Source organism: Chloracidobacterium sp. (assembly GCA_025057975.1).
Taxonomy (GTDB): domain Bacteria; phylum Acidobacteriota; class Blastocatellia; order Chloracidobacteriales; family Chloracidobacteriaceae; genus Chloracidobacterium.
The window spans coordinates 145139-171166 of the sequence record JANWUV010000007.1; the positions used below are offsets into that span (position 1 = coordinate 145139).

Consider the following 26028-nt stretch of genomic DNA (forward strand, 5'->3'; position numbering starts at 1 on the left):
AGCGCGGAACGCCACCGCATCCAAACCGTTGATGTGATTCAACCGGGGCATCGCTCTACTTACACGGAAACTGCTCTAGAGCGCCCCGTCCCAGTTGCCCACCAGCGGCAAGTCGCCCTCTGCGCCGTACACCAGCAGAAAGTCGGCCGTCCCCGGCAGGTTCGTGTTGCGTAGGAAAAACGTCTGGACGCGATAGACGCCGACCGTATCCACGCCGTCGCCGTCGAAGTCGCCGACAACCGCCTGATCGTCAGGATTGCCGAAAGCAAACGCCAGATCGGCGAAGCCCCCACTGTTGTCGTTGCGGAGAAGGAATGTGTTACCACGGACGACACCGATGGTCGTCGTCCCATTGCCGTCCCAGTCGCCGACAATTGGCCGGTCGCCTGCTTCGCCGTAGGTTATGATGATGTCTGGGTTGCCGGGTGTATTGCTGTTGCGGAGAAAGAACGTTTGCTCGGCCGGGCGATAGACGCCAATGGTCGTCGTCCCATTGCCGTCCCAGTCGCCGACCAACGGAATGTCTTCGGCTCCGCCGTAGGCTGCGGCCACGTCGGCGACCCCAGCGCTGTTGCTGTTGCGGAGGAAAAAAACGCCGCGCCGGAAGACGCCGACAGTTGTTACGCCATCGCCGTCCCAGTCGCCCGCCAGCGGAACGTCGTCCTCTGCGCCAAAGGCGAATGCAAGGTCGGCGTCGCCGGAGGTGTTTGAGTTACGCAGGAAGAATTGACCTCGCCGGAAGACGCCCACCGTGTCGCCCTGTTCGCCGCGCGCGCCATATGCGCCAAGAACCTTGGACAACCCGCCGCCGCCGCGACCGCCCCAGACAATCATCCGACTGCGCGTTGTGTCCCAGATCGCCGTGTGTCCAGCGGTCAAATCCGGTGCGCCCTCTGTCTCAACCGGACGCCAGAAGTTGAACGTTGGATTGTAGCGTCCGCCAGTCGCGCCAGCGTCACCCCAGACAATCATCTCGCGTCCCGTCCACACCGCCGTATGCCCAGAACGCGCCGTCGGAACGCCGACCGCCGCCGTTGCAGCCCAAGTGTCGGTCGTCGGGTTGTAGAGCGCACCAGAGTTGAAAACGCGCGCCGCCGTGGTCGTTCCACCCCAGACGATCATTCGGTCGCCCGTCCAGACAGCTGTATGGTCAAAGCGGGCGTCGGGAGCACCGTCTGTTCCGCCGGAAGCCGTCGGGTCGGTGCGCGTCGCTGTCCAACTGTTCGTGGCCGGATTGTAGCGCCCGCCGGTGCGCAGTTCAGAAAGGCGGTTGCCGGCAAACGTGACGCCGCCCCAGACGATCATTTCTGTCCCCGTCCACACGGCCGTATGCCGCGCACGCGGCGCCGGACGCCCGTCGGCGGCTGTTGCAGTCCAAGTGTCCGCCACTGGGTTGTAGCGCCCGCCGTTGTCAAAGTAGGTGGTTTGATTGTTGGCGGGATTTGTAAAGCGCCCACCCCAGACAATCATTTCCGTCCCCGTCCACACGGCGGTGTGTTCCTCGCGGGCGCTAGGCGCATTCGTCAGGGAGGTCGGCGTCCATTGGTCGGTCAGCGGGTTGTAGCGACCGCCTGCATTTGTCTGCCCGCCCCAGATAATCATTTCGCTACCCGTCCACACGGCTGTATGACCGACCGGCGGCAGGTTGTTCGCCGAACCGGGCGCATTTTGCGTCGCGGTTGGCGTCCACTGCGCCGTAGCGAGATTGTATCGGCCGCCGGTTAATGTCCGGACGCCGGCCGCCGCGCCGCCCCAGATGATCATTTCGACGCCGGTGTTGACCGCCGTATGTAACTCGCGCCCTGACGGGACGGGCGTCGTCGCCGTCGGCAGCCAAGCGTTAGTTAGCGGGTCGTACCGCCCGCCAGTGTCGTCGCCGCCCTGTCCACCCCAGACAATCATGTACTTTGTCGCGTTTTGGTTGGGCGCAGCGTAAGCGTCCGTCCAAACGGCTGTATGATTGTCACGTCCGGCCGGAGCCCCGACAGTCGTCACCGGCGTCCACGTATTGGTCGCTGGATTGTACCGCCCCCCGTCGTTGAAGCGCCTTCCCTGCGCCGAGCCACCCCAGACGATCATTTCCGTCCCCGTCCAGACCGCCGTCTGGTCAACGCGCGGCGTCGGCGCGCCGACCGTGGCGATGGGCGTCCAGCTATTAGCGCTTGGGTTGTACCGCGCACCCGCGACGGTCGGCGTCGCTGTGCCTGCAACACTCCCCCAAACGATGAGTTCCGAGCCCGTCCAGACGGCGCTGGGCGTGAACAGACCTGGCGCGTTGGTCGTGCTCGTCGCCGTCCAGGTGTTGTTGCTGGGCGTGTAGATCCCTCCACTGTTGAGCCGGCCGCCATCGGCGTTGACCCCCCCGAAGACAATCATTGCCGCGCCGGTTGAGACAGCGATGTGATCCGTCCGGGCCGCCGGCGCGCCAGCCGTCGCCGTAGCGCTCCAGGTGTTGGTTTCAGGGTTATAGACGCCGCCGGTGTTCGTCGGGAGCAGAACGTTGCCACCAGCAAAGTTGAGGTTGCCGCCCCAGACGACCATGCGCCCGGCCTGGGCCACCCAGACGGCGACATGGCCAAAGCGCGCCGCTGGCGCACCGTCGTTCGCCGTCGAGGAACTGGGGTCGGTGCGTGTCGCCACCCATTTATCTTCCACCGGGTCATAGAGCGCGCCGGAGTTGACCGGCGCGCCGCTGACGCCGCCCCAGATGATCATGCGCGTACCGGTCCACACAGCCGTATGGTTGACGCGCGGAGCCGGAGCGCCGTCGGTCGCGCCAGGGGCGCTAGGCGCAACGCGCGTCGGCGTCCATGTGTCGGTAATAGGGTTATAACGCCCGCCGGTGTTGAGCGGCCCGCCGCCGCTGAACGTTCCGCGAAAGCCGCCCCAGACAATCATCTCCACACCCGTCCAGACAGCCGTGTGACGAAAACGCGGCGCAGGAACGGCGTCCACTGGGTCTAGGACCCACCGATTGTCAGTGCCGGCGACGGCTTCGGGCGCAGCGTTATCCATAACAACAGGCGGAAATGATCCCGCCATTGTTGGGACAACGGGACTGTAGCCCGCCTTCACCTGCGCCCACCACGTATCAAAATCCATCTTGCGCCACTCGGCCGTGCCAATCCGCAGCCGCCCCTCTTCAACCGTGTAAAGGCGTTGGACGAAAAACCGTTCGTCGTCTTCGCACAGCGCCGTCGTTGCGCCGGGCGCCAGTTTATCCGCCGGCATGTTGAAGCGTTCCGCAAGCCGGTTGAGTTCCGCGTCCCAGTCGGCGGCGGCAATAAGCAGACGGTCGGAACGTCGCCGGTCGGCTGGCGCGTCGCCCGTATCCCGGATCAGTTCGATTTCGCTGTAGAGCGCGCCGAAGTTAGGCGTCTGTTCAAGCGCTGGCGTGTTTTCAAGCGCACGTCGAGCCTGAGCCTCGGTCTGGGCGTGAAAGCGTCGGTCGCGGGCGTAGTCGGCATGAATCCGCTGTTTGATAAGGGCCGGGCGGGCCAGGCATTCGGCGACAGCAATCGGGTCATTGTCGAGCGCGGCAAACAGTTCGCGCAAAACCTCCGGCTGCTTAGATTGCCGCACCATCCGGGTCACTTCGGCGTGAAGTTCGGCCGCCGTCGGCGCGTGCCGCCACAGCAGCTCAAGCGCATGCTGTTGGCGCAGCTCGTCTTCAACCAATGCTCGTAGCCGCGCTAGCGGCAGAACACTCTCCAAGGCAGGTTTTGGCGTTGCTGCTTCCCAGCGCCGCCGCTTCCAGTAAACCTTTTCAATCGCCTGCCGGTAACGCACGCGCTCGTCAAGCGTAAGCGTCCGCCACTGAGCGACGCCTGGCAGCGCGACAACCAGTGTGTGGCTTCCACCGGACCGCTGAAGGGGAGAAACCATAGCCGACGATGCTGCGGACGGTTCGGCCGCCGGCGTCGCCAATGGCGACACGGAAGCCATGCACAACATCACAGCGAAGCAGACGTTGACAAAAGAGAAGGACGACATCAAAGGCGTGACTTCGCACAAGCTTTTGGGGTCTTCAACACTCTGCTCCAAGCCTACCGCAGAGCGCGGAACAGGCGCGCATTCTTATCCCGACGCCACTGGAAGGCCAAGTGGAAGGCCTCCGTGCACCTTCTTTAGACAAGGCACAGGACGCCCGCCGAGCCGGTTTAGTGAGGAAGGGCGCTAAAATTTTCCGCCGAGTTACCAGAAAAAAACACGAATTTTGCAACATTCCTACTATACCATACAGGCATAAATGCCAGACCTCGTGATTACTAACTCTTTGAACTCTGTGAACTGTGAACAAAATCATTGAAAAACTGCCTTGTGTGGTACGCCGCATCGCCGGCGAAACCTTGGTGATCCCTATTCGCGGACAAGCCGCCGACCTCGACGCCATTTACGTTCTCAATGACACGGCCGCCTTCCTCTGGGCGCAGCTTGACCACAATGACAGTCCGGCGGCGCTAGCAGCTGCGCTCTGCCAAGCGTTTGATGTGTCGCTTGCACAGTCCATCCGGGATGTCACCGATTTCCTCAGCGACCTTGGCAAAGCCGGCCTGATTCGCGCCAAAGACGCCGCTGAACAAGCTGCGTAAGGGCTTGAGATGGGGGGCGTTATGGTGGAGCGTGTGTCCTACGCGGAGTTCAGTCGCCGACTGCACCATCGGCTATTGCAGGAACGGATTCCGCTTGAGGCGACATTTGAGGTGAGCCGGCGGTGTCCCCTGGCCTGCCGCCACTGCTACAACAACCTGCCGATGAACAACCATGCGGCGCGGCGGCGGGAATTATCGCTGGATGAGTACCGGCGGATTTTCGACGAGATCGCTGAAGCCGGTACGCTCTGGGTGCTGTTTACCGGCGGCGAAATCTTTGCCCGCGCCGATTTTCTTGAGATTTACACCGAGGCCAAAAAGCGCGGGTTTCTCATCACGCTCTTCACCAACGGGACGCTTGTGACGCCGCGCATCGCAGATTACTTGGCCGAGTGGCGTCCGTTTGCGATTGAGATCACGTTGTACGGCCACACCCGTGAGACCTATGAACGCCTGACGCGCGTTCCCGGCTCCTACGACCGGTGTCACCGGGGGATTCAGTTGCTTCTGGAGCGTCAACTGCCCCTCAAGCTCAAAACGGTTGGGACGACCATCACCAAGGACGAAATCTTCGCCATGCGCGACTGGGCGGAGAGCCTGGGTGTGCCGTTCAAGTTTGACAGCATGCTCAATCCGCGCATTGACTGCTCGCAGTCACCGTTGGAAGTGCGCCTAACGCCGGAGGAGGTCGTTGAGCTGGACCTCCGCGATCCGCGTCGTTTGCCGGCATGGCGGGAGTTGAACGACCGCTACCAAACGGCGGTCATGGCTCCTTACGTGACGAATACCGTCTATGACTGCGGCGGCGGCGTCGGATCGTTTGCGGTCAACCCGTACGGCGAGATGTCCATCTGCGTGCTGTCGCAGGTGGACACCTACGATTTACGGCGGGGCAGCTTTCGGGACGGCTGGGAGCATTTCCTGCGCCACGTGCGCCTGCAACAGCGAACGCGCCCGGTCAAGTGCCAAACCTGCGAGATTCGTCCGATGTGCGGAAGCTGCGCCGCCGTCAACGAGCTGGAAAACGGCGACAAGGAAGCGCCGATTGATTTCGCCTGTCGCGTCAATCATTTGCGTGCCTACCTGCTTGGCATTCCACTCAAGCCCAACCCGCTGTGCGAATACCGCCCCGGCAGTGGACGTTACGATGACATCCAAGCTTCAGTCGCAGCCCTGCGCTCACGCGCCCGCGAATTGGGCGTCGCTCTGCCCTCTCGTCCGCGCCGCAGTCTGCCCGTTATGCCGGCGGCGGCGCTTCCGGCAGCCGGGTGAAGGTTTTTTGCTGGCAACCAAAAAATTTGCACTGACGCATAGAAAGCCACCGAGGTGTCAATATCCATGGAGAACCAAGACAAACCAGCGATTCCCACCCCAAGCGATGCGCAGGGGCGACGTCCCTACACGAAACCTGCCATTGTGCGTGTTGAACTGCGCGCTGAAGAAGCCGTTCTTGGCGCATGCAAGACGATGACCACGGCTGGGCCGGCCAGCCCGCAGTGTGGGGCGCTGGGTTGCAGCGCAATTGCCTCATAAGCCAAGACGCCATGACAGAAGAAACACTCTCCATCGGCGACTTGACCATCGCCGTTCGGCGGGAAGCCACCGACTTGCCTTCGGCGACGGACGGCCCGCTGGCACTGTTTACAACGCCGACGCGACCCACAACGCCGACGGCGACTGTTTCGGTGGTGTGGTGGGATGATCGCCGGTCGCCGGTGAGACGTACGGAACAACTCTTCGCGTCGGGCGGAACGTGGACGCTCTACCGCAGCGCCGACGGCGGCTACGTCTATGACATCAGTTCGCCGGTTTTTGGGGCACAGCCGTATCGTACAGCGTGGTTCGACGCCAGTTACCAAACCGGTTGGATCGCCTACCGACCGGACGCCGTTGTGCGTCGCGCCATGCGCGCCGCGCTCGAATATCCGTTGGACGAGTTACTCGTGACGAATCTGCTGGCGCGCGGGCGTGGGGCCGAACTCCACGCCTGCGCCGTCAGGGATGTGGACGGGCGCGGCTTTTTGTTCGTCGGCCAATCGGGCGACGGCAAGACGACGACGGCCCGCCTGTGGGCGGCGGCCGGCGCGACGATTCTGAGCGACGACCGCGTGATTGTCCGCCGGATTCATGGTCAGTGGCGCATGTTCGGCACGCCGTGGCATGGCGAAGCCGACTACGCCTGCCCTGATTCGGCGGTGATCACCGGCGTTTTTGTTCTGCGCCGGGGACGCGAAAACGTCATCGAGCCTGTTTCAAGCGGGCTGCTCTCTGCGTTGCTGTTCGCGCGCGCCTTCCCGCCTTTTTACGATCCCGAAGCAATGGATTTTACGGCGGGGTTTCTGGCGGAACTGGCGACATCCGTCCCCGGTGGTTGGTTGGCGTTTACGCCGACTATGGAAGTTGTGGACTTTATTCGCAGGTGGACGCCATGACGATCAACCTGTACGAACTAGCAGGTGAGTTACTGGCGCAGGGGCAGCCTATACGTTTTCGCGCGCCGGGACGGAGTATGGAGCCGACCATCCCGGACGGCGCGGAGATTGTGGTCGAGCCGTTGTCGCCGGACGTGCCGGTACAGGTCGGCGATATCGTGCTGGCTCGCGTCGGTGACCGGCTCATTGCGCACCGCGTCATCGCCGTCGAGGGCGACGGCGCAACAGCGCGATTGTTCCTGCGTGGCGATGCGCAACGTGAGGTTGTGGACTGTGTGTCGCGCGTTGCGCTTCTGGGCAGAGTGACTCCAACGTTCGGCGGCCGGACGCCGGAGAGCGCCAGGCAATGCGAACGAGGGCACTTTTGGCATACAATCGCGCCGCCGGCGCTTGGGCGGGTTGCCGCGTCTTATAAACAACTGCTCTCCCGACATCTCCGAGAACAACCACACGCGAACACCGCAAAAGCGGCAAGGCTTTTCGCCGCCTGCCTGATGACTTTCCTATTGGAGAAAAGAAAAATGCCGACACTTGTCCGATACGCCGCATTCCATATTGCGCAACAGGTTGGCTCTTACCTACAGCGCGGCTTCCTGGCGCGTAACGCTATTGCCCAAAGGGTATCGGTCGCAGCGGCTTTCGTAACCACCGTGGCGCTGATGCTAAACGGCATGGTTTTTGGGCAGCGATGCGATAACGCCACCCCGGTCACGCGCATTACTCCGATAGCCCCACTGACCGGCGTCGTCAACTCCTACTATCCCGGCCAGTCCGTTGTGAACGGACCAAACAGCAGCACCATTACTATCAAGAACACGGTGTCAGGACAGGGCGTCAATGTCGGCATTGCCGTCGGCGATATGGTGCTGGTTATGCAGATGCAGGACGCCACGATTGACAGTAGCAACAACGCCAACTATGGCGCAGGGACAGGTACCGGCAGCGGCCAGACTTCACAGGGTAACGCCGGGCGGTATGAATTCGCTCGCGTCATTGCCAGCACAGTTACGTCGCTGACGAGCGGCGGAACCATCACGGTACGCACGAGCGACAGCGGCGGCGGCACGCCTTTAGCCAACACATACACGGACGCTAACGCCACGGCTACTCAGGGGCAGCGGCGGTTTCAGGTTATTCGGGTGCCGCAGTATACCAGCGTCGGGATCGGCGTCGGACTCACCTGCGCGCCGTGGGACGGCAACACCGGCGGTGTGTTGGCGATTGACGTGCAAAACGTCTGTCAATTCACGATCGGCTCAACCAACGGCGTCATTGATGTCAGCGGTCGTGGCTTTCGCGGCGGCGGCGGCAAGCGGTTCACCGGAAGTGGCGGTTACGCCAACACCGACTTCCGCAATACGACGCCAGCTTCGGCAGCCTCGTTAGCCGCAGCTCATGCCTCAAAGGGTGAAGGCATCGCCGGCACACCGCGTTATGTGGTGAGAATTGTCAATCCCAACGCCAACTACGCTGCGCCGGCGTTCGCCGACATGATTGTCGCCGATACTGGCGTTGAGGGCTACCCGAACGGCAGCTTGGGCTACGGCGCGCCGGGGAACGCTGGCGGCGGCGGCACTGATGGCAATGCCTCTGCTAACGATCAAAACACCGGCGGTGGTGGTGGGAGTAACGCTGGTGCTGGCGGTCAGGGAGGGTTCGCATGGAGTAGCGCCTTGGATCGCGGAGGGCGTGGTGGGGCGGCGCAGTCGCCGACCTTGACGCGTATCTTTATGGGCGGCGGGGGCGGCGCCGGCACCAGCAACAACGGCGCGGGAAACAACGCAAATAACAACGACGACGTCGGCACAAACGACACCAGCAGGGGCGCTAAAGCTAGCAGCGGCGCGGCCGGCGGCGGTATTGTCTTCATCCGGGCCGGGACAATTCTAGGAACTGGAACCATTCGCGCCAACGGCGCTAACGCACAACTGGTCTCAACGGCAAGCGGCATGTCTAGTGCCTCTGACAGCAGCGGCGGCGGCGGCGGCGGCGGGAGCATCGTGCTGACGGCAACCCAACCCAGCCCAGCGACGCTTACCATTCAGGCGCAGGGCGGCAATGGCGGCAGCAATAGCCCAAATGACACAGGCGCGAAAACCAGCGCAAATGCCCATGGTCCCGGCGGCGGTGGCGGCGGCGGCGTGGTTTTTCTAACCTCGACCATCACTGGCGCATCAGTTTCAACAACCGGTGGGCAGAATGGCATAACGCTTTTCAACGGCCCTCCACCCCCATTTCCATTTGCATATGGCGCGACGCCCGGCGCAGACGGCACGAACAATAACTTTAACATCACCATCACCGACGTGCCGGGGCTGTCATCGAGCGCCGAGTGCGATCCACCCGTGTTGACGGACGCGCGATTTACGAACGCTTCAGCGACGCGCTACGCGACGGGCGCGGCAGTGGTGGAGTGGGCGACCGGGTATGAAGCCAATAACCTTGGCTTCCACGTCTGGCGGGAGATCGGCGGCAAGCGCGAGCGAATCACGCCGGAACTCATCGCCGGCAGCGCCCTGCTCACCAGTGACGCGCTCACCGCCGGACAACACTACGTCTGGCGTGACGACGCGCTGCGTCTGACGCGCGCGCCGGTCAACTACTGGCTGGAAGCCTACGACGTGGACGGCTCGCGCCAGTGGTACGGCCCGATCACGCTGCGCGAGACGCGCGAAGCGTTCCCGCTGCATCTGCGCAACTCGCCGCTCCTCGGACGAGGCGCGGCGGCGACCGGCGGGCGACAAATCGAAGTCGCGCCGAACGACTTGACAACGCCGCCGGCAAGCCCTGGGCGCAAGAGCGCAACCGGCGACTTGGCAATGCAGCAACGGCTGGCCGGGCGAGCGGCCGTCAAGCTCTACGTCGGACAAACCGGCTGGCAGCGCGTTACGTGGGCGGCGCTGTGGGCGGCCGGTCTGTCGCGGATGGCCGACCCGGCGAACCTGCAACTCTACGTCGAAGGTCGTGAAACGCCCCTGCGCGTCACGTCGGAAGGCGTCGAGTTTTACGGCGTCGCGGCGGATACGCTCGACAGCGGCGAAGCCGTCTATTGGCTCATCGAGGGCGACCGTCCGGGGCGGCGCGTTGAACTGGGCGCGTCGTTCCCGCTGCTGCGCCCGACGCTGCAAAGCTTCTGGTCGGCGACAACGCGCGCCGATAAAAGCGTCTATTTTGCGGCGCTGCTCAACGGTGACGAAGACAACTTCTTCGGCAGCGTGGTGACGACGACGCCCGTGGAGCAGACCGTCACGGTGCGCGACCCCGACCCGTCCGGTCGGCGGCCGGTTGAGGTGACGGTTGAGCTACAAGGCGTGTCGTTGGGTGAGCACGCCGTGTCGGTGGCGTGGAACGGCCGACCGCTCGGCGTGGTGAACTACAGTGGACGCACGGTTGGGCGCGGCGTCTGGACGCTGCCGGCCGACCAAGTGATGAACGGCATCAACACGATCACACTCCATGCGCCGACGGCCGGCGATGTCAACCTCGTCAAATCGTTGACGGTCGCCTACGAGCGCCGCTTGCGGGCGGCGGACAACCGGCTGGTGGTGAACGTCCCGCGCGACGGCGCGGGGCTGGGGCGACACATTTTGGCGATTGACGGCTTCACGGCGGCGGCGCGCGCCTTCGATGTGACCGACGCGACCGCGCCGGTCGAACTGCCCGTGCGGATGACGGGCGAGACGGCGACCATCGCCGCCGCGCCGGGACGGCAGGTGATCGTGACGACTTCGGCGGCGATGGCGACGCCGCGCGCTGAAGCCAATCGGCCGTCACACTGGCATCGCGGCGACCATGCGGTGGATTTCGTCATCATCACGCATGAGGCGTTTCGTCCGGCGGCTGATCGGCTGGCGCGGGCGCGGCAAGCCGAGGGGCTGCGGACGGCGGTCGTGGACATCACCGACGTGTACGACGAGTGGAGCTACGGCGTGAAGTCGGCCGGCGCAGTGCGCGATTTTCTGCGACACGCGGCGACGGCGTGGGCGCGGCCGGCGCGGTACGCCCTGCTGGTTGGCAACGCGACCTTTGATCCGCGCGACTATCTTGGGTTTGGCGGGAACTTCATTCCGACGAAGCTCATCGGCGTCGGCGCGCTGGAAACGGCCGTGGACGACTGGCTCGGCGATCTGGACGAGGCCGGACTCGCCCGGTTGGCGGTGGGCCGCCTGCCGGTCAAGACCTTGGCTGAAGCGGAACTGGTCGTGTCGAAGATTCTGGCGTATGAGCAGGCTGGCGACGCCGACTGGAAGCGGCGGGCGCTGGTCGTGGCGGATAATCCCGACGGCGGCGGCGACTTTGACGCGGCGGCGAGCGACGTGCTGGAACTGCTGCCGCATCCGGGGGAAGCGACGCCGATTCGCCTGAGCGCGCTGGGCGCGGGTGGCGCGCGGGCGGCGCTGCTGGCGGGTCTCAACGCTGGCGCGGGGCTGGTCAACTACATCGGCCACGGCTCGGTTCAGAACTGGGCGGCGGAAAACGTGCTGACGAGCGGCGACGCGGCGACGCTGGGCAACCACGACCGCGCCGGGCTGGTGGTGAGTATGACCTGCCTGACCGGTTTCCACCACGACCTGTACACGACGGCGCTGGGCAAGGCGTTGATGCTTGCGCCGGGCGGGGCGGCGGCGGTGTGGGCGTCGTCGGCGCTGACGCCAAGCGACGGTCAGCACTGGGCGAATCTGGCGCTGCTGGACGCGATATACGGCCTAAATCCGGTGGCGCGGTTGGGGGAAGCCGTTCAGCGGGCGAAAGCGGCGACGGGCGATCCACAGGTGCGGCAATCGTGGACGCTGTTGGGCGACCCGACCATGCGCCTGCGGTGAGCGGTCACGGCGGCGGATAGGCGTTGCCCGCGCCGCCGCCTTTGTGAAGAATGACACCGTGTGGTAACGCACGGTGTCATTTTTTGATTTCGCCTCCGGGCGCGCTTGTGGAGCAACCGTTATGTCCCTTCCCATGCCTTTGATTTCCATCGGCAACGGCGTCGCGCTCATCGTGTTGAGCGTCGTCGGGTACGTCCTCAAAGACCCGGCCAACAGCGGTGTGACGGCGTTCATTCCGGCTGCCTTTGGGCTGTTGTTTGTGATTTTCGGCGCGTTGGCTCACAAGGAGAACCTACGCAAGCACGCCATGCATGCGGTGTCGGCGGCGGCGCTGCTGGGCGTGCTGGGCGGTCTGACACCGATTCTGATGAGCCTCGTCAAAGGCAATTTCGGGGCGCGGCCGCTGGCGCTAGCGCTGCAAATCGGCATGGTTGTGTTGTGCGGTGAAATGCTGGCGTTGTGCGTCAACTCGTTCATTCAGGCGCGGCGGCGGCGCGCGCAGGAAGCCGCCGGATAGCCATGGCGACGGCCGCCGTCGGCTCAATTGACGTTTGCCGCCGGACTTTCCTGGCCGGGCTGCGTTCGGAGACGACGCGCCGCGTCTATCGCGCGGCGCTCGACCAGTTTGAGCACTGGCTGCGTTCGCAGGGGAAACACTGGCTGGACGCTACGCCGGACGACATCTGCGCCTTTCGTGCGGCGTTGTTGGCGCGGGTTGCGCCGCCGACGGTAGGCGTGAGGCTTGTGGCACTGCGCCGGTTTTACGCCGAACTCGTCGCGCAGCGGCTGACGGCCGACAACCCGGCGCAGATGACGCCTGGGCCGTCAACCAGCGGCGCAAGGCTGACTCCCGCTGCCGACCCGCAGTTGATGCAACGGCTTCTGACCTTACCGGATACGCGGACGCTCGTCGGTGCGCGCGACGCGCTAGTGTTGCGCCTGTTGGGTGAGATGGGGTTGCGCGTGTCGGAAATCTGTGGCCTGCGCCAGCGCGATGTCGTCCGCCTGCCGGAAGCGACTGAAACCGGATTGGGGCTGATAGTCGGCGACGGGACGCGCCGAGTGCGGATGGTTGACCTGTCGTTGCCGACCAAAACCACGCTGGACGCTTACCTGCGGCTAGACTTGCCGCTGCGCCGGGCAGCGAAGGGCGATGGGCCTCATGCGGCGCTCATCCAGCGGACAGCCGCCAACCGTCCTGTCGGAGGTTGCGCGTTGACGCCGCGCTATGTCTTCAAACTAGTTCGGCGGTATGGAGCGCTGCTTGACTGTCCCGATCTCAATCCCCGAATGGTGCGGCTTGCCGCACGTAGCTGAGCATCCGATGAGTGCATCGAACAAAACCTTGTCTCCGGCGACGGACTTTCCAACAACAGACGGCCGCCTACGTCGTTTTGCGTGGGGCGTCGTCGGCTGGAATGTCATTGTCATCATCTGGGGTGCCTATGTTCGGGCGTCCAAATCCGGCGACGGTTGCGGGAGTCACTGGCCGTTGTGCAACGGCGAAGTCGTTCCACCGACTGGACAGTTTGCCGCCTTCGTGGAGTTTATGCACCGGGCGACGAGCGGCCTTGCGCTGCTGGGCGTCATTGGGCTGGTCGTCTGGTCGTTCAGACGGTTTGCGCGCGGGCACGTTGTCCGCACGGCGGCTGTCTGGTCGCTAGTCTTTATTCTCATTGAGGCGCTCATCGGCGCGTTACTTGTCAAGCTGGAACTGGTCGCCGAAAACCGCTCGGTCGCACGTGCGGTCTATATGTCGGTGCATCTGGTCAACACGTTTCTGCTGCTGGGCGCGCTGACCTTGACGGCCTACTGGATCAGCGGTTTCCGTCCGCCGCGCCTCATCGGGCAAGGGACAAAGCCAGGACTCTTGGCGGCGGCGCTCGTCTCGGCGTTGGTCGTCGGCGTGACGGGCGCGATTGCGGCGCTGGGTGATACGCTGTTTCCGGCAAGCTCGCTGGCGCAGGGTATCCGGGAAGAATTTTCAAGCCTTTCACACTTCACGGTTCGGTTGCGGTGGTTGCATCCCGTCGCGGCGCTGGCGGCGAGCGCTGTCATCGTGGCGGTGGCGGTCAAACTCCGCTCATCCGTAACAACCACCCGCGCCGCAAATGCCGTCGTCGCCATCGTCAGCGCGCAGTTCGCGCTGGGCGTCATCAACGTTTGGCTGCTTGCTCCGATCTGGATGCAGCTTGTTCACCTGTTTTTCGCCGATGCGCTGTGGGTGGCGCTCGTGTGGCTGGCGGCGACGGCGCTGGCCGACGCCACCGAACCCGTGCCCCTATCGGCCGAGCCGACTTACGCCACGGTATGACCCCCTTTCACTTAGCTTTTCCAGTGACGGATTTGGCCGCGACACGGCGCTTCTACGTTGACTTGCTTGGCTGTCGCGTCGGACGCGAAAGCGACGACTGGATTGATTTCGATTTCTGGGGTCACCAGATTACGGCGCACCGCGTCGCCGGTCCTCTCGGCGTCGCCGGACGCAACGCAGTGGACGGCAAGACGATTCCCATTCCCCACTTCGGCGTCGTGTTGTCGTGGGAGGCGTTTCACGCGCTGGCTGAACGACTGACGCAGGCGCAGGTCACGTTCATTGTACCGCCCTACATCCGTTTCGCCGGACAAGCGGGGGAACAGGCGACGATGTTTTTCCAAGATCCGTCAGGCAACCATCTGGAGTTCAAAGCCTTCCGTAACACGGCCGACTTATTTGCACGCTAACATCTCGGCAAACTGAAAAACTAAAACCACCGTAAGAAACTTCCCTCGGCGTCGGCGCGTACTGCGCTACAAACAGGTTGCCTAGTGCTACCTCACATCCCTGCAAAGGAGCTTCGTGCATGCTTCGTCGTTTGTCTTGGCCGGTGTTTGTACCGGCGATTTTGGTCGTTTTGATGTCATCCGCCGGTCTGCGCGCAGCGGCGGGGTCGCCTTCCGGCGACAAACCCACTTTGGAAGCCGTCGTGGCGCAGATCGTCAAAGCGCAGGGCGGCGAAAAGCTCAAGAGCGTCAAATCATCCAAGGCCACTGGGAAAGTGGTTATCGGCGGCGGTCAGGCGGAAGGCAAACTGACCATCGTGCTGGCCCGCCCCAATAAGATGCGCCAAGAAATCGACTTGGGCGGCGCAAAATTGGTACAGGCATACGACGGTACGACCGTCTGGCAAATCAACCCCTTCACCGGCTCGAGCAAGCCTGAAAAAGTGAGCGGTGAGGAAGCCGACAGCCTCATTGAGTCGGCCGATCTGGACGGCCCCTTCATTGATTCGGAAAAGAAGGGCTACAAGTTGGCGCTGGGGGAAGACGAAGAAATTGACGGGACGCCTGTTCACGTTGTCAAAGTCACCAACAAGCGCGGGGAAACCGACACTTACTACGTGGACGCCGCCACGGGTCTTATCCTCAAGACGCGGGGCAAAGAAAAAATGCAGGGCGCCGAAGTCGAGATGGAGACAGTGTTCTCCAACTATAAGGAAGTCAACGGCATTATGACGGCTCATGCAGTTGACCGCTTGATTGACGGGCGGCCGTTCATACAAATCGTCCTTGAACGTCTTGAATACGACGTGGCGGTTGACGACGCCATGTTCTCAATGCCGGAATAGCCCCCCGAAAACGGCATTCATTGGATGTGAGCCGGCGGCGATGGTCGTCGGCTCACGTCTTTGCAGGCTTTTCGTCACTGCCTTCCAAAATTCTCCAGAAGATCACCTCAAGAAACAGTTATGTTCGTTTGGAAGCCACATGCTTTGGCGGCCCTTGGATGGTGCTGCCTGTTGTTAATATTTGGAACGGCGCAGGAGCGCCCCGCCGCTCCCCCTGCCGCAACGACCAAGACGGCGGCGCCGCCGAAGTTGGATTCGTCTATGCTAGGCGCCTGGACGGCGCGGGCGATCGGCCCAGCGACCATGAGCGGCCGCATTGCGGCGCTCGATGTCGTCAACACAAATCCCAAAATCATCTATGTCGGCGCGGCGAGCGGCGGCGTGTGGAAGTCGTCCGACGGTGGACTAACATTCAAGCCGGTGTTCGACAAACACACGCAATCCATCGGCGCGATTGCGATTGACCAGACGCGCCCGGATACAGTTTGGGTTGGGACGGGCGAAGGTTGGACGCGCAACTCGGTGTCGGTCGGGACGGGGCTTTACAAGACGACCGATGGCGGCGAGACGTGGACGCGCGTTGGGCTGGAAAAGACCGAGCGCATTGCCCGCATCGTCATTGATCCGCGCAAGTCGGATACGGTCTATGTCGCAGCGTTAGGGCCGCTCTGGGCGTCCGGCGAAGAGCGGGGTCTGTACAAAACGACCGACGGCGGCAAGACGTGGACGAAAATCCTCTACATCAACGCTGATACGGGCTGCGCCGACGTCGCCATTGACCCACAAGAGCCGGACATCCTCTACGCTGCGATGTGGCAGTTCCGGCGGCTGCCGTGGACGTTCACGTCCGGCGGCCCCGGCAGCGGCCTGCACAAGTCCACCGACGGCGGCAAGACATGGAAAAAACTCACGAAGGGGCTGCCGGAAGGCGAGTTGGGGCGGATCGCCGTCGCCGTCGCGCCGTCGCGCCCGAACACGGTCTATGCCAACGTGGAAAGCCGCAAAACGGCGCTCTACGTTTCAGACGATTTGGGCGAGAGTTGGACGAAAGTCAACGACGTCAACGCGAGCGTCAAATCGCGCCCGTTTTACTTCAGTCTGGTGGTGGTTGACCCCAAGCACTACCGGCGCGTGTATAAGCCTGCAACAACGCTGGCGCGCAGCGAAGACGGCGGCAAGACGTTTGAAGTCATCGCCGGCGGGACGCACAGCGACCACCACGCGCTCTGGATCAACCCCAACAACAGCGATCACTTGCTGCTCGGCACGGACGGCGGCGTGTATGAATCCAAAAACGGCGGTCGGACATTCCGCCTGCTGCGTTCCCTGCCGGTGTCGCAGTTTTACCACGTCGCAGCCGACAACGCGCGTCCCTACAACGTCTATGGCGGGTTGCAGGACAACGGGACCTGGATGGCTCCGTCGCACAAGCCGGGCGGCATCACCAACGCCGACTGGCAAAACATCGGCTTCGGCGACGGGTTCTGGGCTGTCCCCGATCCGACCGACGACAACCTTGTATACCTCGAATCCCAGGGTGGGAATCTCGCCCGTTGGCATCGGCGGACAGGCGAAACGAAGTTCATTGCGCCGCCGGAGCCGCCCGGCGAGAAGCTGCGGTTCAACTGGAACTCACCCATCGCCGTCGGACGCAAAAATCCGGCGAACCTCTACTTCGGCGCACAGTATCTGTTTCTGTCGCGCGACAAGGGCGAATCGTGGACGCGCATTTCGCCCGACCTGACGACCAACGATCCCACCAAACAGAAGCAGGAGGAATCCGGCGGGCTGACCGTGGACAACACCACGGCTGAGAACCACTGCACAATTTTCACCATTAGCGAGTCGCCGCTGGATGAGAAAGTCATCTGGGTGGGTACGGACGACGGCAACCTGCAAGTGACCCGCGACGGCGGCAGGACATGGACGAACGTCGTACGCAACATTCCGGGACTGCCGCCTAATACGTGGTGCAGTTGCGTGGAGGCGTCGCGGTTTGCCATCGGAACAGCCTACGCCACCTTTGACGGCCACCGGACAGGCGATATGGCGACGTACGTTTACCGTACGGACGATTTCGGCCAAACGTGGCGGCGCATCACCGACGGCGACGCGACCGGCTTTGCGCATGTCGTCCGCGAGGATACGGTCATGCGCAACTTGCTCTTTCTGGGGACGGAGTTTGGCTTTTTTGTCTCGCTTGACCGAGGTGAGCGGTGGGTGAAGTTTACCGGCGGCTTGCCGAACAACCTGCCGGTTTATGACTTGTTCGTTCATCCACGCGAGGGCGACGTGATTTTGGCGACGCACGGGCGCGGCGTGTACATCGTGGACGACCTGACGCCACTGCGACGGCTCACGCCGGAAGTTTTGGCCCAGGATGTCGCTTTTCTAGAAACGCGCCCGTCGGTTTTACAGACGCCAGTCATCAGCCAGCGCTTTTCGGGCGACGATGAGTTTCGCGGGACGCCGCTGCCGGACGCGGCAATTATCGCCTACTACCTGAAGGAGCGGCATGTGGTCGGTGACTTTCGAGTGGAGATTTACAACCTAGCCGGCGAACTGGTGACGACGCTGCCGGGCGGCAAGCGCAAGGGCATTAATCGTGTTGAATGGCCAACGCGCCTCAAGCCGCCGCGCGTCCCGCGTTCGGAGGCTGCGCCGTTCCCGCTGCCGGGACCGTCGGTACTCGAAGGCACGTACACCGTCAAGCTCATCAAGGACAAACAAGTGTACACCGGTACCATCACACTGATCGCCGACCCGACTTCGCCGCATCGTCCAGCCGATCGCCGGTTGAAGCAGCAGACGCAGCTTGAGCTGTACGCTCTGCTGGAGCGGCTGGCCTACGTGGACGCGGCGCTGACCGATGCGCGTGATACGGCGCAGGCGCGCGCCAAGGGGCTGCCGACCGATGACACTTTGGCCAAACAACTGACGGCGTTTGCCGACCGCTGTCAGGCCCTACGGGCGTCGCTGGTGGCGACCCGCGAGGGCGGCATTACCGGCGAGGAGCAGCTGCGGGAAAAACTAGCCGACCTCTACGGCAAGATTAGCTACTACGGCGGGCGGCCGTCGGCATCGCAGCTGGCGTTGGTTGAGCCGTACCGGCGAGCGGTCGAGCAGGCGGAAGCGCAGCACAAGGCGCTAGTGGACGGCGAGTTGGCGGCCGTTAACGCCGAACTGAAGAAGCGTAACCTTGCGCCGATTGAGCCTTTGACGCGCGAAGCCTACGACAAGCGGTAGTCAAGAAACCGTAAGTCGTTGGCGTTAAGACCTTCCACAGAAGCCTATGGGGAGCGTCCGCAGCCGACCACGCCGGACGGCGCGCGGAGGCTCTCCAAGCGTCGCCAGGGGAGTTTCCGAAGAGACATCGCGCCGTACCGGCGGCGTCAGGGCGAGCGCTGTAGGCCCGCTAGCCTCCCGGCTGCAAGCGCAGGCGACACATCGCTCCCTCGCCAGAAAGGGCGGAAGGGACACCGACTTTTCCGCTGCGCGGGACCGCCGCCGTTCCGCCGTCAAAATGCGCTTCTCCGCAAAGTCCCTTCTGAACTGCACGCCGCAGCGCGCTACGGGCGACCGTTCCAGTTCCCTACCACCGGTAGGTCGCCCGCATTGCCGTAGTTGAACGACACATCGGCGAAACCGGCGCTTAGCTCATTTTTCAGAAAAAACCGCCAACTGCCCTCCGTCAGCCGAACCACGCCGATGCCGTCGCGGCCGTCGCCGTTCCAGTCGCCGGCAAAGGGAATGTCGTCCGCCAGTCCGTAAAAGAACGACGCCTCGGCAACGCCCGACAGCAAATCGTTCCGGTAGTAGAAAAAGCCGTTGGCGCGGCGGTAGCACCCGACGGTCGTTGTCCCATTGCCGTCCCAGTCACCGACGACCGGGACATCCGTCCCCAAACCGAAGTTGACGACCACATCCGGCGCACCGGCGCTGTTCGTGTTGCGGAGGAAAAAGACGCCGTTCCGAAAGACGCCGACCGTATCGCGGCCGTCGCCGTTCCAGTCGCCGGCGATGGGGATGTCGCCGGGCGCGCCGAACGGAAACGACACATCGGCGAAGCCGGGGCTGTTGCTGTTCTTGAGGAAAAACGTCGCCGTCTCACCTGTCACACGAAAAACGCCGATGGTCGTCGTTCCGTCGCCGTCCCAGTCACCCGAAAGCGGGATATCATTGCCCAAACCAAAGAAAAACGCCGTATCCGCGACGCCGCTTGTCAAACTGTTGCGTAGGTAGAAAAAGCCATCCGACCGCCGAAACAGCCCTACACTTTCAAAAGCCGAGACGGCCTGCGTAATCGTGACAGCACGGCCGGCGACGGTGATCATTCCAGTCCGCTGTCGTCCGCGATGCGCCGCCACGCGATATGTCACCGTCCCATTGCCGCCGCCGGAAGCACCGCCCGTAATCGTGATCCACGGGACATTGCTGACGGCCCGCCACGTACAGTCGCCGGCCGCCGTCACCGTCACGATGCCATCGCCGCCCAGTGCGGAGAAATTCGCCGTCGTCGGCGCGACGGCCGAGGCGCAACCGGGATCGTCCCCCAGCAGACGCGCTACGCCGGCGCGCGGCGTTCCGTTGAACGAAGCAAACGCGCCGCCCAGCAGAATCTTGCCGTCCGCCTGAAGCGCCAGCGCATAGACGGCGCTGCTGGCACCGCTTCCGGGGTCAAAGCCGGTATCGAGCGAACCATCCGTCGGATTGAGCCGGGCGATCCGGTTGCGAGCTGTTCCATTGACCGTTGTGAAGTCGCCGGCGACAAGGATGCGGCCATTCGGCTGAATAACGAGCGCGTAGACCACGGGCAGTAGTCCGCCGGCGACGCCGCCAAATGCTCCAAAGGTTGTGTCTAATGCTCCGCCCGGCTCCAAGCGGGCAATTCCACCGCGCGCCACGCCGTTGACGAAACGAAAATCACCGCTGATGAGAATGCGACCGTCAGGTTGGACGCCGAGCGCATTCACCACACCGTCCGTCTCACTGTTTTGTGAAAAGGTCAGATCAAGTGCGCCGTCAGCCGTCAAGCGCGCCAGTCGGCTACGCGGAATGCCGTTCACCTGCGTAAACGCGCCGCCCAGCAGAATGCGTCCGTTAGGCTGGATGGCTAGGGCAAAGATCGGGCCGTTGGCGGCGGCGTTGGGATTAAAATCGGTATCCACCGAACCATCGGCGTTGAGGCGGGCGAGGCGCTCGCGGCGGACATTAGCCAAGTTTGTAAAATCGCCTGCAATGAGAAGCTTGCCGTCCCCCTGTCGCGCCAACGCATAGACGACGCCAGCGGCGTCCGTCCCCGTGGTGAACGATGAATCCACCGAGCCGTCCGCGTTGAGACGGGCGAGGCTGCGGCGCGGGACGCCGTTGACGCTGGAGAATGCGCCGCCGATGACCACTCTGCCATCCGGTTGTATTAGCAGCGCCTCGACGCGGCCATTAACGCCGCTACCGGGATCGAACGCGACATCAAGCGAGCCATCAGGGTTGAGGCGGGCGACATTGTTGCGTGGAAGGCCGTTGACGGCGCTGAACTCGCCGCCAATCACGACCTTACCGTCGGGCTGGACGGCGATGGCGTACACTGCGCCGCTGACGCCTCCGCCCGGATTGAAGGTGACATCAAGCGCTCCCGCCTGCGCTAAGGCGTTAACGGTCATGAAGCCGAACGTCGCTGCGAGCCACATGAAAACGCCCGGCCGCCACCGATATCGTTTGACCAGCGCCTTCATAAACCGTTCCCTCGGTTGAACCCTATCGTTACTTTCTCAGAGTATGCCGCGTGGGACAGACGGCTGCACCGCCGGGCCCGGACGCACGAACAGCCCGACAAAACGCCCGCATCTTCTCCGTATCCTTCCAGCCCGGCGCTGTTTCGACCCCGGACGCTACATCTACCCCGAACGGCTGCCAGCGGCGCACCACCTCCCCAACGTTATCGGACGACAGTCCGCCTGCGAGAAAACTTCTCCGGCCCGCCGGCGTCGCCTGCGCCGCTGCCCATAGCCGCTCTAGGCTTGCCGCCCAGCACCCATCTTTCCCGTCTTTTGGCCGGTCAAAGAGTAAATGTGCGACATTGTCCGCCGTCGCCCAAGCCGTCACCTCCGCCTCGTCGGTTTCCGCCGTTACCGTCACGGCGCGAATCACCGGCCGCATCAACCGCGCAGCCATAACCGGCGTTTCGCGGCCATGGAGCTGAACTAAATCGCAACCAAGCGCCGTCGCTACGGCATTGACGGTTTCCACCGAGGCGTCCTGAAAGACGGCGACCGTCAGACATCGCCCACGAACGGCGGCGACAATCTCCCGCCCTGTTTCCACCGTGACACACCGTGGACTGGTCGGCGCGAAAATGATTCCCAGCAGGTCGGCGCCAGCCGCTGCGGCCGCTTCCGCATCGGCGATATTCGTTACGCCGCAGATTTTGATTTGCGGCGTCCAAGGCGGCTGCCCATCTTTCACACGCATCGCGCAGCCTAATTTTGGGAACAAGCGGGAAGGTGGTCTGCGTGCGCAGGGCTTAGTCGCTTCCCGCTCAGGTGTTTTCACAGCCGGTATTCTCACGAACGCTCGTTATGGAGGCCCAACGTCGTCACTTGCTGCGCTTGCAACCAACGGGACGCCAGAAGCCACCCAACAACGGCGGCAAACGCCACCGGTAGAGTCGTGTCGGCTTTGACAAACAGGTAAAAGTGCGCTACCCCGGCGACGGCGGCAATGTAGGTCAAACGATGCAGCCGTTTCCAGCGCCGCGCGCCCAAGCGTTTGATCATCCGGTTGGTTGACGTAACGGCAAGCGGAACCATGACGACAAAGCTCAGCATGCCGAAAAAAATAAACGGTCGCTGCAGCACATCCACACTGACGGCTGCAAGGTCAAACATCTTGTCAAACCAGAGATAACAAACTAGGTGCAGCGCCGCGTAAAAGAAGGCGAACAGCCCCAGCGTTCGGCGCAACCGGATAAGCCATGCCGGCCCAAACCACATCACGATAGGCGTGACCATCAACGTGAGCGTCAGGAACACCAGCGACAGCATGCCGGTCAGCCGCAGAATAAACTCCAATGGATTCGCGCCCAAGCGACCCGCCGCGCCATCCCAACTGCACAACGCCAGCGGCAGCAGCCCGTTGATCAGAATCAGCCGTTGCAGAAAAACCGGCGTGAGCGCGCCGTTCGCCGAGGTCATGGTCATACCGATTGTTTTTCCCGTTCACGTTGGGCGAGAGGCCGCGTCGCCTCGATCACTTTCACGAGGTCAACGACCGTGAATGGTTTGCACAGGTAATCGTCCACGCCGGCCGCAAACGCCGCCTGCCGCTCTTCGGGCATCGCCGCCGCCGTCAACGCCACAAACCGGGGGCGTTTGGACGGCGGCAGCGCCTGATGAACATCCCGAATCGCCTCCAGTCCATCCTTCTCCGGCATGTGAATGTCCATAAACACCAAGTCGTAGGGCTTGTCGCAGGCGACTGCGCCAAGAATCGCTTCCACCGCTTCCACGCCGTCGGAAGCCAGCTCGGCCTGATAGCCGAGTTTTTCCAGCATGCGGGCGGCCAGCTTGCGGTTTACGGCGTTGTCTTCGGCGATGAGCACCCGCAACGGGTGTCGCCGCCCAAGCTCGGCGTCAAACTGCGGCTTCGCCGTCGCCTGAACCGACTCAGAGCGGACGGCGAAAAGCTCTTCCAAGCTGCGCCGGAAGCTTGTCGGCTTGAGCGGTTTGGAGAGCAACTGCGCCGGAGGCAACGCCGCCACAGCGGACCGAACGGCTTCCTCCGTGACGGAGCCGAAAAACAGAATCGGCGTCTTGGCGTGCGCCGGCTGCCGGCGAATCTCCCGCGCCAACGCCAAACCGTCCATGTCCGGCAAATGGATGTCGAGAATCAAAACATCCACCTTGGTTTCAGCTCGCAAACAGCGCAGCCCCTCCTCCGCTGTTGCGGCCAAGATTGGCGTCACCTGCCAGGCGCGGAGTTGGGCCTCCAACACACGCCGATTCGTCGCATTGTCGTCCACAACCAACACAACCTTCCCTTCCAATCCGGGCAATGAGCCGCGCACATACAAGCGAGGCTGGCTCGGTGAGGCTTCGCACTGGATGGTGAAGTGAAAGGTTGTCCCCACGCCTACTTCGCTGTCGAACCAGATTTCGCCGCCAAGCATTTCAACCAGCCGCTTGGAAATCGCCAACCCAAGGCCGGTACCGCCGTACACGCGGGCCGTGGTGTCGGTCGCCTGCTCAAAGTCCCGAAACACACGCTCGCGGGCTTCCGGCGGGATGCCGATCCCAGTGTCCCGTACGTCAAACCGCAACTCATACCGGCGGCGCTCTTCTCCGACCGGCACCGGCTCGTCGAGTGGCTCGGCGCAGACCGTCACAACAATTTCACCCCGCTGCGTGAACTTCACTGCATTGCTTAGCAAGTTCAGCAAAATCTGCCGCAGGCGGGTTGGGTCGCTGACGATGGTCGGCGGAACGTTGTCCTCAATCAGGTATGCCACGTCCAAGCGCTTCCGTCCGGCCGCTTCGGCGATCAGGTCGAGCGCGCTCTCGACACATTCACGCAAATCAAAGGGCAATCGTTCAATCTGGAGCGCGCCGGCCTCAATCTTTGAAAAATCGAGAATGTCGTTGATGATGACCAGCAAGCTCTGGGCGCTGGCGCGAATGGTCTCAACGTACTCGCTCTGTTCTTTGGAAAGCGGCGTCGCAGCCAGTAAGTCGGCCATCCCAATGACGCCGTTCATCGGCGTCCGAATCTCATGGCTCATGTTGGCGAGAAACGCTGACTTAGCGCGAACGGCAGCCTGCGCCTCGTCGCGGGCGCGTTCCAGTCGCCGGTTCAACCCCGCAAGGCGGTCACGCGCCAGTGAAATTTCCCGAATGACGGCGACGGTTTTAGAAAGCGCCCGCCGGACAATCAAGCCGCTTTCCAAACTGAAGATGCTCAGGACAACCACCAGCCACACCCAACCAAACGTCTGAAGCCGCAGCCGGCGCTGGTTGGACTCCGCCTCCAACGTATCCACCACCTGCTCCATTGCGGCCAGAAACAGCTTTTGGCGCTCCAACACGGTTTGAATCTGGTCGGCGGAAGGCGGACGCGGCGCACCGGTCGCGTCGGTCGCCGCCAACGCCTGCTCCAACGCAGCGACCATCGCGTTGAAGTGCGGCAGCGTCGCCGCCATCGCCTTTTGCGCCGCTGGCGTGCGACAAGCCGAGACGCCGGTTTCAGGGTCCCCTTCCTGCAGGGCACGATGCGCTGTTTTCCATTGCGCGAGGATTTCGCGCAGTTCGTCCACGTAGGCTTGGCGTTCCGCTGGCGTCTCAGCCAGTCGCCAAGCTAACAAACACTTCGTAAGGCGCTGGCTTCGCATGCGCTGTCGGCCAGCGACGTTGATGCTCCGCGCGTCGTCACGCTGTTCGGCAATAAAATCCTGCACGGCGATTTGCCCGCCGATGGTCAGCGCCGCCAGTGTGGCAAGCGCCGCAATGTATAGCCAACGCAACCGTCGCACAAACGACAGGTCGCGTTTGAGCGCCGCCGTGTCAGGCGTCCAAGAAGGGTTGGTTGACATTGGGCGGGTGATTCTTCCTCATAATGTCCGAAGCATTGGATTCTAGGAAGTATGGTTGCGTTGTGCGGAGGTCCTAGGAGAGGAAATTGCCACACTATATCAGAGCGTCTGCGCCACAAAACAGCCCCCATAACTACGGGGCCAGTTGACGCATCAATACCTCAAACGCCTGAAGCGCCTCTTTGAAGGCCGCTTGGTACTGCTCGGCGTACACCGGCAGCGCCAGCATCACGATGAAAATCCCCAGCGCCATCTTGACTGGCATGCTGAGGAAAAACACATTGAGCTGGGGCGCAACGCGATTGACCAACCCAAAGAACACATCCGTCAGCAACAACGCCGCCATCGCCGGTGCCGCCAGACGTACGCCCAGCGTGAAGATTTCACCCGTCAGCAGCATCACGCTGGTCAGCCCCGGCGAGAGACCGACGCCGAGCTTGGGAAAGTCGGTAACGGGAATGAGTTCGAAGCTGCGAAAGAGGGCTTCGATGACAAAACGGTGCGCGCCCAGCGCGAGAAAAATCACGACGGCGACTTGAAGCTTGAACTGTCCCAACTCAGAGACTTGTTCCTGAAGCATGGGATTGAGCATCTCACCCATCATCGCGCCACGTTGGGCGTCAATAATGCGCCCGGCGACTTGAATCGCCTCAAACACAAGCGAAGCCACAAACCCCAGTGTGAAGCCGACGGCGACCTCTTTGACGACCAGAATGGCGAAACCAAACGCGCCACCCCGAACAGCAAGTTCCGGCACGCTCGCGCTCAGACCCGGCGCAATGATGAGGACGAAGGCCACCGCTTCCGCCACCTTGACCTGATTCGGAACGCTCCGCCCACCGAAAAACGGCACAACCGTCACAAACGCCAGCATGCGCGCAAAGACCAACCCGCCCAGCACCAGCAGCGCCGCGACGGAAATCTGTACGTCGAGCAACCGCAGCAGGGCGTCAATGAAGCCGATGGGGTCATTCATGGCGCGAAAACGGGGCG

Annotated in this window: 17 protein-coding genes; 11 read left to right on the forward strand and 6 right to left on the reverse strand. The window is 62.8% G+C overall.

Features of this window, described 5'->3' with window-relative positions; genetic code table 11:
- Positions 1 to 75 precede the first annotated feature (75 nt).
- On the reverse strand, positions 76 to 3993 hold the full coding sequence (locus NZ585_07980; GenBank protein ID MCS7079975.1) for a hypothetical protein: 3918 nt from the start codon (positions 3991 to 3993) through the stop codon (positions 76 to 78).
- Between the two features lie 299 nt (positions 3994 to 4292).
- Between NZ585_07980 and NZ585_07985 the strand changes: the two genes are divergently transcribed.
- The 11 genes from NZ585_07985 (at position 4293) to NZ585_08035 (ending at position 18701) form a co-directional block, all read left to right on the forward strand.
- The gene (locus NZ585_07985) at positions 4293 to 4592 is read left to right on the forward strand and encodes a PqqD family protein (protein MCS7079976.1); all 300 of its coding nucleotides are present in this window, start codon (positions 4293 to 4295) and stop codon (positions 4590 to 4592) included.
- Between the two features lie 21 nt (positions 4593 to 4613).
- Complete coding sequence (locus NZ585_07990) at positions 4614 to 5864, forward strand: radical SAM protein (protein MCS7079977.1); 1251 nt, start codon at positions 4614 to 4616, stop codon at positions 5862 to 5864.
- 66 nt (positions 5865 to 5930) lie between these two features.
- Entirely contained in the window at positions 5931 to 6125 is a 195-nt protein-coding gene (locus NZ585_07995; GenBank protein ID MCS7079978.1) for a hypothetical protein, read from the forward strand.
- Positions 6126 to 6136: 11 nt separating this feature from the next.
- Positions 6137 to 7024, forward strand: a complete 888-nt coding sequence (locus NZ585_08000) for a hypothetical protein (protein ID MCS7079979.1) — start codon at positions 6137 to 6139, stop codon at positions 7022 to 7024.
- Positions 7021 to 11847, forward strand: a complete 4827-nt coding sequence (locus NZ585_08005) for a C25 family cysteine peptidase (protein MCS7079980.1) — start codon at positions 7021 to 7023, stop codon at positions 11845 to 11847. The genes NZ585_08000 and NZ585_08005 overlap by 4 nt, the downstream gene beginning before the upstream one ends.
- 121 nt (positions 11848 to 11968) lie before the next feature.
- Entirely contained in the window at positions 11969 to 12364 is a 396-nt protein-coding gene (locus NZ585_08010) for a hypothetical protein (GenBank protein MCS7079981.1), read from the forward strand.
- Between the two features lie 2 nt (positions 12365 to 12366).
- Positions 12367 to 13164 (forward strand): site-specific integrase, encoded by a 798-nt coding sequence (locus NZ585_08015; GenBank protein ID MCS7079982.1) that lies wholly within the window; start codon positions 12367 to 12369, stop codon positions 13162 to 13164.
- A 7-nt stretch (positions 13165 to 13171) separates the two neighbouring features.
- Positions 13172 to 14161 carry a COX15/CtaA family protein gene (locus NZ585_08020; protein MCS7079983.1) on the forward strand — a complete coding sequence of 330 codons (990 nt, stop codon included), beginning with the start codon at positions 13172 to 13174 and terminating at the stop codon, positions 14159 to 14161.
- Positions 14158 to 14571: a VOC family protein gene (locus NZ585_08025; protein ID MCS7079984.1), complete on the forward strand. Its 414-nt coding sequence runs from the start codon at positions 14158 to 14160 to the stop codon at positions 14569 to 14571. Before NZ585_08020 ends, NZ585_08025 begins: the two co-directional genes overlap by 4 nt.
- Positions 14572 to 14690: 119 nt before the next feature.
- Positions 14691 to 15455 carry a hypothetical protein gene (locus NZ585_08030; GenBank protein ID MCS7079985.1) on the forward strand — a complete coding sequence of 255 codons (765 nt, stop codon included), beginning with the start codon at positions 14691 to 14693 and terminating at the stop codon, positions 15453 to 15455.
- Between the two features lie 120 nt (positions 15456 to 15575).
- The gene (locus NZ585_08035) at positions 15576 to 18701 is read left to right on the forward strand and encodes a glycosyl hydrolase (protein ID MCS7079986.1); all 3126 of its coding nucleotides are present in this window, start codon (positions 15576 to 15578) and stop codon (positions 18699 to 18701) included.
- Between the two features lie 323 nt (positions 18702 to 19024).
- Here the strand turns inward: NZ585_08035 and NZ585_08040 are convergent, their stop codons facing one another.
- The 5 genes from NZ585_08040 to fliR form a co-directional block, all read right to left on the reverse strand.
- Positions 19025 to 21187 carry a hypothetical protein gene (locus tag NZ585_08040; GenBank protein MCS7079987.1) on the reverse strand — a complete coding sequence of 721 codons (2163 nt, stop codon included), beginning with the start codon at positions 21185 to 21187 and terminating at the stop codon, positions 19025 to 19027.
- A 28-nt stretch (positions 21188 to 21215) separates the two neighbouring features.
- Positions 21216 to 21923 (reverse strand): phosphoribosylanthranilate isomerase, encoded by a 708-nt coding sequence (locus tag NZ585_08045; GenBank protein MCS7079988.1) that lies wholly within the window; start codon positions 21921 to 21923, stop codon positions 21216 to 21218.
- A gap of 92 nt (positions 21924 to 22015) precedes the next feature.
- Positions 22016 to 22651, reverse strand: a complete 636-nt coding sequence (locus NZ585_08050) for a sulfoxide reductase heme-binding subunit YedZ (GenBank protein ID MCS7079989.1) — start codon at positions 22649 to 22651, stop codon at positions 22016 to 22018.
- Complete coding sequence (locus tag NZ585_08055) at positions 22648 to 25035, reverse strand: response regulator (GenBank protein ID MCS7079990.1); 2388 nt, start codon at positions 25033 to 25035, stop codon at positions 22648 to 22650. Before NZ585_08055 ends, NZ585_08050 begins: the two co-directional genes overlap by 4 nt.
- Before the next feature lie 133 nt (positions 25036 to 25168).
- Positions 25169 to 26011 carry a flagellar biosynthetic protein FliR gene (fliR, locus tag NZ585_08060; GenBank protein MCS7079991.1) on the reverse strand — a complete coding sequence of 281 codons (843 nt, stop codon included), beginning with the start codon at positions 26009 to 26011 and terminating at the stop codon, positions 25169 to 25171.
- Positions 26012 to 26028 lie beyond the last annotated feature (17 nt).